This is a genomic window from Clostridium sp. AM49-4BH (genome assembly GCF_003478335.1).
In the GTDB taxonomy this organism is placed as follows: domain Bacteria; phylum Bacillota; class Clostridia; order Lachnospirales; family Lachnospiraceae; genus Butyribacter.
Map to the genome: position 1 here is coordinate 1 of NZ_QUFB01000075.1, position 8,512 is coordinate 8,512.

The 8,512-nt window shown below is 43.1% G+C and carries 9 protein-coding genes; 1 reads left to right on the plus strand and 8 read right to left on the minus strand.

Annotated features, from left to right (window positions below):
• The first annotated feature begins 235 nt into the window (after positions 1 to 235).
• Positions 236 to 433: a ferredoxin-thioredoxin reductase catalytic domain-containing protein gene (locus DW981_RS13585; protein ID WP_118508110.1), complete on the plus strand. Its 198-nt coding sequence runs from the start codon at positions 236 to 238 to the stop codon at positions 431 to 433.
• A gap of 88 nt (positions 434 to 521) precedes the next feature.
• Here DW981_RS13585 and DW981_RS13590 read toward each other — a convergent pair whose 3' ends face one another.
• The 8 genes from DW981_RS13590 to DW981_RS13625 form a co-directional block, all read right to left on the minus strand.
• Positions 522 to 1,565, minus strand: coding sequence for a type II TA system antitoxin MqsA family protein (locus DW981_RS13590; protein ID WP_118508103.1), 1,044 nt, complete (start codon positions 1,563 to 1,565; stop codon positions 522 to 524).
• A 94-nt stretch (positions 1,566 to 1,659) separates the two neighbouring features.
• Positions 1,660 to 1,905 (minus strand): hypothetical protein, encoded by a 246-nt coding sequence (locus DW981_RS13595; protein WP_118508104.1) that lies wholly within the window; start codon positions 1,903 to 1,905, stop codon positions 1,660 to 1,662.
• Between the two features lie 96 nt (positions 1,906 to 2,001).
• Positions 2,002 to 3,705: a S8 family peptidase gene (locus DW981_RS13600; protein WP_118508105.1), complete on the minus strand. Its 1,704-nt coding sequence runs from the start codon at positions 3,703 to 3,705 to the stop codon at positions 2,002 to 2,004.
• Between the two features lie 43 nt (positions 3,706 to 3,748).
• Positions 3,749 to 4,225 (minus strand): hypothetical protein, encoded by a 477-nt coding sequence (locus DW981_RS13605; RefSeq protein ID WP_243034769.1) that lies wholly within the window; start codon positions 4,223 to 4,225, stop codon positions 3,749 to 3,751.
• The gene (locus DW981_RS13610) at positions 4,218 to 5,735 is read right to left on the minus strand and encodes a DNA methylase (protein ID WP_118508106.1); all 1,518 of its coding nucleotides are present in this window, start codon (positions 5,733 to 5,735) and stop codon (positions 4,218 to 4,220) included. Before DW981_RS13610 ends, DW981_RS13605 begins: the two co-directional genes overlap by 8 nt.
• Before the next feature lie 23 nt (positions 5,736 to 5,758).
• Positions 5,759 to 6,394, minus strand: coding sequence for a recombinase family protein (locus tag DW981_RS13615; RefSeq protein WP_118508107.1), 636 nt, complete (start codon positions 6,392 to 6,394; stop codon positions 5,759 to 5,761).
• Entirely contained in the window at positions 6,391 to 7,068 is a 678-nt protein-coding gene (locus DW981_RS13620) for a recombinase family protein (RefSeq protein WP_118508108.1), read from the minus strand. Before DW981_RS13620 ends, DW981_RS13615 begins: the two co-directional genes overlap by 4 nt.
• A gap of 2 nt (positions 7,069 to 7,070) precedes the next feature.
• The gene (locus DW981_RS13625; protein ID WP_182434297.1) at positions 7,071 to 8,141 is read right to left on the minus strand and encodes a HAMP domain-containing sensor histidine kinase; all 1,071 of its coding nucleotides are present in this window, start codon (positions 8,139 to 8,141) and stop codon (positions 7,071 to 7,073) included.
• Between the last annotated feature and the right edge of the window lie 371 nt (positions 8,142 to 8,512).

The window sequence follows — 8,512 nt, forward strand, 5'->3', positions numbered from 1 at the left end:
GTTCTCTGATGGCAGAAACCGTTCTTTGGCGGCTGCAAAATATCATATAGTTATTGACATAATAAGCAATATGTGGTTGTGGAGGATTTGAGGTATGGGAAGTTTGAGTTACGTACATAATAAGCAATATGTGGTATGGCTACAGTTAGGTTGTGTGCAAGGTTTGCATTTAGTAATGCGGATTTGGACTTTTCCGAAAAGGGAAGTTCGGAAAGGTAGAAGGGAAGGTAAAATTATGGTTCGATATAATGAAGATACCGTGGTTGTTGCACGTATCAAGGAAGGCTTAAAGAAAAAGAATGGTTACTGCCCATGTCGTCTGGAAATGACAGAAGATAACAAATGCATGTGCAAAGAATTTCGGGAACAGATTGCAGATCCTGATTTCGAAGGCTATTGCCATTGCATGTTATATTACAAAACCAAAGATTGATAAGGGATATATTCTCTCAAAATGTTTTACGGTATAAGACGAAAGCACTCGCATTATCTGCAAGTGCCCATAATTACTACTCATCCTATTAAAAGGCTTTTATTTCTTTTGCTAAGCTAAAAGGAATTATTTCTCCGGGTTTGGTCTCCATGTATGCCCTTTCATCGTGCATATATTCTATAATATCTTTTTCCTTATAATCCTTAAACTTTGCGATCACTTTATCCAATATATTTATTTCGCTATCTGTTAAAACCGAATAATCCATATTCGCAGTTGGATATATATGAAGCATCGTGTCATAATTATAACTCATTTCTTCTTGAACATTTATATTTTCTAAATTCATCAAACTATAATGTCCAACCGGAAGTGCCCCCATAGGCTCATGTCGATATACCATACCGGTCATTGCACATCCATTTTTAATGTATGATACGGCATCTGAATACCAAAGCATTTTCATCAATTTGACCTTAAACAAGTTATCTACTTTTTCTGCAATATAAGAAATCATTGCTTCGATTTTGTCAATGTTAAGCATTGCAAACCCATTGGAGTCAGATAACTCTTCAAAATTTGCATACTCACCTTCAAATGTTTGCCTTGTAAGAAATTCCTTGCCATAAGAATCTAGTTTTTCTATAATCTTTACTTTTATGTCTAACCGCTTCATGACCGAAAACTTTTCAGAATTCTTTTTCAAAAATTCTAACGCCTGCAACGGATTGTCTTTTACTAATCGAAGCATCGTGTCATAAGCCTCATCTTGAATTCCTTTACTTTCATAGCGAGATATTGTTGCTTCTCCCCATCCAAGCAGTTTGGCAAGATCAACCTGAGAGAGCCCATAGCTTTCTCTAATGGCAACAATCTCATCGGAAGTGAGAAGTCCCATCTTAACCCGGTATGCATTCCTTGCATTAAGGAGATTTTCATTTGTCATTGCTCCGGTTTCAAATTCGTTCTCATTCTCATCTGCGTTTGCACAAAAATAGAACCGTTCTTCATAGGTTACTTCCTCGCCTTTTAATATAATACTCGTAGTTCTCTTTCTCTCTTCGATTTCATGTGCCTTGTTACATAACGGACATGACATATGAACTTTTCTAATTAATGTATTACTCTCCATTGTCTTCCCTCCTTCAACATTCCATTATGCATATGGATACTGCATTTTATCCTTTGCATAATGAAATGACACACATACTATTTGTTTCTGCTGATCACGAATCTTCAACTTTTAACTCTTTTAATCGATTAACAACATCTTGTGCATTGTACTCAAGATCAAGCAATGTATACGGTGTCGAAAATTTCCAATCATCCCCTTGTTTTTTCTTTCGAATAAGGATTAAATCCATATTTATGTCAAAGTCATCGCTCTCAAGTAACTGATGCAGTTCATCTAGAAAAGCAGCTACTTCTCTTTTTTTCGATTGATAGCTAAGAAATATACTAATCACCCCCAACGCATATACTATCAATTGATAGTATATATACTAATTGATAGTTTGTCAAGATTAAAATGTAATCAGCATCTTCTCTTCACCCAAAATATACTTTCATCACTTGGGTATACTCTGCTCTACACAGAGTCGGCCATATCCTGCTGCCACATCCGGATAATCCGTGATCCCCGGCAGCGGTTTGGCACCGCGCATCAGATAAGCCTTTCCCTTTTCGCCATACAATTCCACATCATTGCCACGAACAATTCCCCACTCCATTAATAATGCCGCTGCGCCTGTCACAAATGGGGCGGCAATCGACGTACCCGTGCGTCTCGCATATCCCCCGCCGGGAGCAGCCGTCAGGATATCTACACCCGGGGCTACAAGTGTCGGTGCGACCTGCCCGGAAGCCGTAAATCCTCTCCCCGAAAATGGGGCAACTGCCATCGTATCTGCCTGATACGCCCCCACAGAAACAATACGATCTGCTGTTGCAGGAATTGTCAACGTGGTATTCGTGACTGGCATTAAAAATCCGGTCTGACTGCCGCTTGCCTCTATCCCGGACATCCACAAATTACATACTCCTTCTCGAATCTCTCTCGGATACAGAGCAATGCTCCATATACCGGTAGGCAGGGTAACTCCCTCCCCGGCAGTCCATTCCATATATATTTCCTGTGAAATCGTATACGGTGTCGGCGTGCCATGTACAATAGATAATGTACTGTCACCACCTAACATATACCGCACACCGGTACCTTCCTCCGGCATCCGGAACCGCTCCCCGGATGGTGAAACCACATATAATTCCAAACGATCGACATAGGATTTCCACAATTGAATCGTAAGTGCTCTCTCTCCTTCTGCTAAAGCAAATTCTACTTCTGTAGAATTATCTGAATTTATTCTTGAACCATCGAACCCGCCATTTCCGTATATCCGGAAATCCCCCTTGGGCAGCGCCACCTGTGTGTGGTGCCTTGCATTTCCCTCATTACCTGCTGCCACAACGATCATGTTTTTCCAAACACCATTCAATTCAGAAATATAGTTTTCAAACAATGACCGGCCGTCGTGAGGACCATAATTATTGCCAAAACTTAAGTTGACTGCGATCGGCTGCTGCAGTCTGATCGCCTTACGCAAAACATAATCTAAGCCCTCCATCACTTCTGTCGTTCTCGGAAATCCATCGTCCCTTCCGGCCAATTTTACGATGATCAGATTACTTTCTGCAGCTATGCCGCGATTCCGCCGACTGACAGAGCCTCTTCCATTCCCCGCCGCCACACCTGCAACTGCCGTTCCATGTCCCAGGACACGATCATCAACAGCCACGATCTCCCACCGGCTCTCTTCCGGCATCCGCAATGCCTGATCAAAGTCTTCCGCTGTATATTCTACTCCGATTGAAAACCCTTCCGGGGCACGCCCTTCCTGCTCCCCGGATTGATCCCAGCAAAATGCGATCCGGCTCGTTCCATCGTCGCGGATAAAATCCGGATGGCTATAATCAATTCCTGAATCAATAATACCGACCAGCACACCTTTTCCCTGCAATCCCTCCACATTTTGATCCGGTAATGTCGCCGATGACAGACAGGAAACACGCCGTCCCTGCTCCAGATCAAAATAAAGACGTTTTGGCAGCTCGATATATTCTACCTCAGGAAGGGCACGTAATGTCTCAAGCTGTCCATCCGGAATCGTAACCACGCCATATTCATTAAATAGTTCTACAGTTGTAGCCCCCGGGATCTCCCGTTCTACGCTTTGCGCCAATGCCCCTTCATAACGTACGATAACAGTCTGCATAACCCATTCCTCCTTTTACCTTACCTTATGTGCGTTGGCATCGCTAGGGACGATCTAAAAACTGCATTGAAACAATATCAGACATCGATATAATGCGTTCATCCGCTAGCACAAGCTGTCGTTCATATTCTTTTATCTTTTTTACGGTGCTCTGTACGGTTACATATTTGCCGCCTTCTTTCCTGTCATCCGGGACAAAATACGTTAGCGAGATCCACGGCTGCTCTGCAAAGCGTTCTAACAGCTCGTGATACCGCTCATTGAGCAGTCTGGTGCTCTCCTCATCCATTTCGTGCCGTCTGTCTGTCAGCCGTGCTGTTTCCTGTATCGCCTCTTCATGTCCGGTCAATGCGGCAAACGGCGAAAACTGTGCAGCACGGTTGTCGACCGACATTGGCAGATGATTGGCAGATACCGGATGCTCCTGATACAAAATATCGCCATATTTTTTCATAACCTGCTCTTCGATCATCGATGCAAATTCCTGCGAAAATTCATTTTGTGCTAAAAGGTCAAGCACGATGTCCTCCAATCTGGCGGTTTCGGTCCTTTGCCGTTGCCCCCTCCTCAAAATTCATTCCACGCAATACTGCATTCTTGCCATATTTCTTCTTGATCTTAAGCAATGCTTCCTGCATATTACGCTCTTTTTGTTTGGCTTCTGAGTCCTGCTGCTGTTTGACTTCCTGCGCCTCATAATCCTCAAACAAACTCATCTGTATGCATTCCTGTTTGGGGATATCTGCCTCATCAATTACCTTTGCTGCAACGACCGTAATACGACGAACTAGCAGCTTCGGATCTACGATCCGGTCATACAGACCGCTCACAGCCTCCATGATCTCCCGGGTTGAAGAAGTCTTCTGCGGCAGATTAACAGTGCCATGAGCATGTTTAGGCACTTTGCGGCCATATCGATCTGTTGTCACACTACCGCCGTACTTTATCTTCTGATCACGCAGATTATCAATATCATATCCTATCGTTAATACCATCTGATCGGTCACCAGACGCTTATCTACAAGCTCCAGCACGAGCAGATCCGTCATCTCCCGCACCACTAGCTTTGCCTTGTCAAAATCATACGGTTCCTGCAAAACCTGTCCCGAACTGATACTGTTCGTCGATGGCTTATACGCCTTTACCTGTGCGATCGTACACGGTTCATATCCCCACGCATGATCGATCAACAGCTCTGCATTGACTCCAAACATTTTGTATAATAAATCTTCGTTATAATAGTCTGTCCCCTTGCCTAATGAACACCTCGCAATATCTCCCATCGTATACAGGCCTTCCGCAGCCAGTTTCTTCGCATAACCGGCGCCGACGCGCCAAAAATCCGTGATCGGCTGATGCGACCACAACAACTTACGATACGAGATCTCATCCAGACTGGCGATCCGCACCCCATTCTCATCCGGAATGATATGTTTTGCCAAAATATCCATTGCGATCTTGCACAGATACATATTCGTTCCAATCCCCGCCGTTGCTGTGATCCCGGTGTTCTCCAATACATCTTGGATCATTTGCTGTGCAAGCTGTCTCGGTGTCTTTTGATACGTTTTCAAATAATGTGTTACATCCATAAAAACTTCATCAATGGAATATACATGTATATCTTCCGGGGCTACATATTTTAAATATATCTGATAAATTTTGGTACTGTATTCTAAATAATATGCCATTCGCGGAGGCGCCACAATGTAATCCAGTTCTAATTCCGGTGACTCACGAAGTTCCTCTGCCTGTGCAGATTTCCCGGTAAACTTATGACCCGGTGCCTGCCTTCTGCGCAAGGCATTCACCTCTTTGACGCGCTGCACCACTTCGAATAATCTGGCTCTGCCGGAAATGCCATGTGCTTTTAATGGCGGTGACACCGCAAGACAGATTGTCTTCTCTGTACGGCTCTTGTCAGCCACAACAAGATTGGTAGTCAATGGATTTAGTCCTCTCTCGACACATTCCACAGATGCATAAAAGGACTTAAGATCAATTGCAATATACGTTCGTTTTGCCGCCATACCATGCACCTCCGTTCCATTTCTCATTCTTGTTTATTGTAGCAGAAATTCCAATAAATGCACACTTTTTTGTCCTGCCACACTTCAATCTTCTGGATCATTTCCTCTAAGAGAATTCTCCGCAGTTCTTCCCTCTCCCACATAGTCCCATCGGTCCCCAGTGCGTGTGATAACGCGTCTGCCTCCGTTCCGATCCCCAAGATCATACGAGCCCAACCGCAAAAATCCGGATCATCTTTATATTCTTTACATAACTGCTCTCCACATAGTTGTAATAGGGTTTGAATATCGATTCGCTCGCTTTCTCCCTCACCGCAATGACGACAGCAAAGCATTTCGGGATGTCTCCGTCTGCGCACTAGAGCCCGTTGACAATGACCGCATTTCGTAATTCCATGGAAGATATGACGTTTCTTTGACGTTGTGGAATACTGACGCCCGGCAACTGCATGAAACAATTCTTCGGATACGATCGGCTCATGTCCGTTTTTACGGACACAATACTGTTCTTTTGGCACAACGACCGTGCGTCGGATCTGGTCAATATGATTTTCATAACGATGCCATACATGACAACCGGTGTAAACCGGATTATGCACAAGATACCATACTCTTGCAGCCTCCATACCTACTATTTTCCCCGCATTTTTGTAAGTCATTCCCTCCGCGATCTGCTCAAATAAAAACCGAGGACTTTTGCTTCCTCCGGTTGTATTTTTAAGCTTCCGTTTACTTTTCGATATCCATATGGCACTTTAGCGGACACATAATCCCCTCTCTCGTTTTTAGCCCAAAGTGCACCTTTTACTTTCCTGGAAATATCATGACAATAATATTCATAAAACAGTTCTCGAAAGGAAATGTCCAGTCCTCCACAAAATCCGGCGGACTTATAGTCATCACTATCATATCCGTCTCCTAATGAAACCAATCGTACCTGATATTCCGGCATTACCTGTTCGCGCAGTCTTGCCAATACTAAATATTCTCTGGATAAACGAGAAAAATCCTTGACCACTAGCACTTTCACACGTCCCATCAACACTGCTGCCAACAACCTTTCATATGCGGGCCGTCGTTGTGTCATTCCACTGTACCCCTCGTCTTTATATTCAATTATCGTATATTTATTCGTTGGATTGCATTTATTATCTGTCAAATAACTTTTTTGTGGGACATTTTCCTCTTCCTGTAGAAATTGTTGGTCATGCAGCCAATTTAAGATCATTTTTTTCTGATGCTCAATACTGCCTTCTTTGGAACCGGTTCGATCCTGTTTAGAAATGCGCAAATACATCGCAATCTGTCTGTCTCCTGCATCCAAATTTTCCATCTCTATTCATCCATATACGGCAGCTCGATCATGACGGTTACACTCGTACCATGCTGAATGTCCGTTTCTACATCAATACTGCCCCGCATCATTTTTACTATACTATTCACGATTTTTAATCCTAGACCACATCCCGGAATATGCGCCTTTTTCACACGTTCCGAGCGGCAGAACGGTTCGTACAGATATTCCATAAATTCAGGCTCTATCCCCATTCCGTTATCCTTTACTTCCATAACGTAACAGGATTTCCCATCCTGTGCAGCACGTTCTGTCAGGGTAACAGTGATCATTCCCTGCTCCGGGGTGAATTTCACACTATTCTCCATCAGATACTGCAATATCTGCTGTATTCTTCCCCTGTCACCAACAACTTTTTTATGTACCAGTCCGTCACTTATGATCTTGACCTGCTGTCGTTTCGCCGTACTTTCCGGCTGTAATTGTGCAGCAACATATTCTATCATTTCTGTCATATCAAACAATTGATCTGCCAATGTTACTTTGCCGAGTTCGATCTGGCTCATATCCAATACTTTGTCCAATATATTCAATAATTCATCGCCGTAGTCTGCAATCTTTTCCAGATATTGTTCCAGTTTATCCGGTTCCTCCAAATGAATATACATAAGAGATAACATCCCCGCTATTGCATTCATAGGCGTCCTGATTTCGTGGGAAATATTCGCATATAATTCACTTTTGAAACGTTCTGTCAACATCTGCTTGGAAATATCATTGACGATGCAGGCACAGTATCCAAGGCCTGCAGAAAAACATTGCACACGAATATATCTGCCATATTCTTCTGAAATATCCTCTATCTCACTTTTATGATTTTCATACGCTGCATTATAAAATATACGCAGCCACCGCGGATTCATATTTTGAAATAGCATAGGACACTGTTCTTCTATTGTTCGTCCCTCTTCAACACGAACCAGATTCATCAAAGCTTGATTGAAAAATACCGGAGTATATGAGAAAGGCTTTCCACCTTCATCCAGATCAACACGGACAATGCAGAAAGCCTGACTGCTGTTGGCAAAAATATTAATATCAAATTCTTGCACTGAGTGTCCTCCTTTATTGATCCATGTATTAATGACGCAAACTTCCCATACCGGAGGTTGCTGTAAGAACAACATATTGCTTATTATGGCAATGAACATATTGCATTTTGCAGTCACCAAAGAGTGATTTCTGCCATCCGAGAACTATAGTAATTGCCTTGTCGCATTTTCGTTTTTGGTGATTTCTAAATTTTGTTGTCTCTGATGATTGATTTACATGCCCTTCGGAAACTCGAAGTCCCGGAAGCAAGGTATTCATCATTTTTGAAAGGGACTTTGCGCTCGTCGTTACTTATGTCTCGTATTTCAGAGACATTAAGTAACGTGACGTAGCGCATCGTAGCGAAAGCGTCCCGTCCAAAAATGGATGA

Bases quoted from the DNA above. Each gene is read 5' to 3' on its own strand.
- DW981_RS13585 (WP_118508110.1), top strand. From the start codon at position 236: ATGGTTCGATATAATGAAGATACCGTGGTTGTTGCACGTATCAAGGAA.
- DW981_RS13590 (WP_118508103.1), bottom strand. From the start codon at position 1,565: ATGGAGAGTAATACATTAATTAGAAAAGTTCATATGTCATGTCCGTTA.
- DW981_RS13600 (WP_118508105.1), bottom strand. From the start codon at position 3,705: ATGCAGACTGTTATCGTACGTTATGAAGGGGCATTGGCGCAAAGCGTA.
- DW981_RS13610 (WP_118508106.1), bottom strand. From the start codon at position 5,735: ATGGCGGCAAAACGAACGTATATTGCAATTGATCTTAAGTCCTTTTAT.
- DW981_RS13615 (WP_118508107.1), bottom strand. From the start codon at position 6,394: ATGACTTACAAAAATGCGGGGAAAATAGTAGGTATGGAGGCTGCAAGA.
- DW981_RS13620 (WP_118508108.1), bottom strand. From the start codon at position 7,068: ATGGAAAATTTGGATGCAGGAGACAGACAGATTGCGATGTATTTGCGC.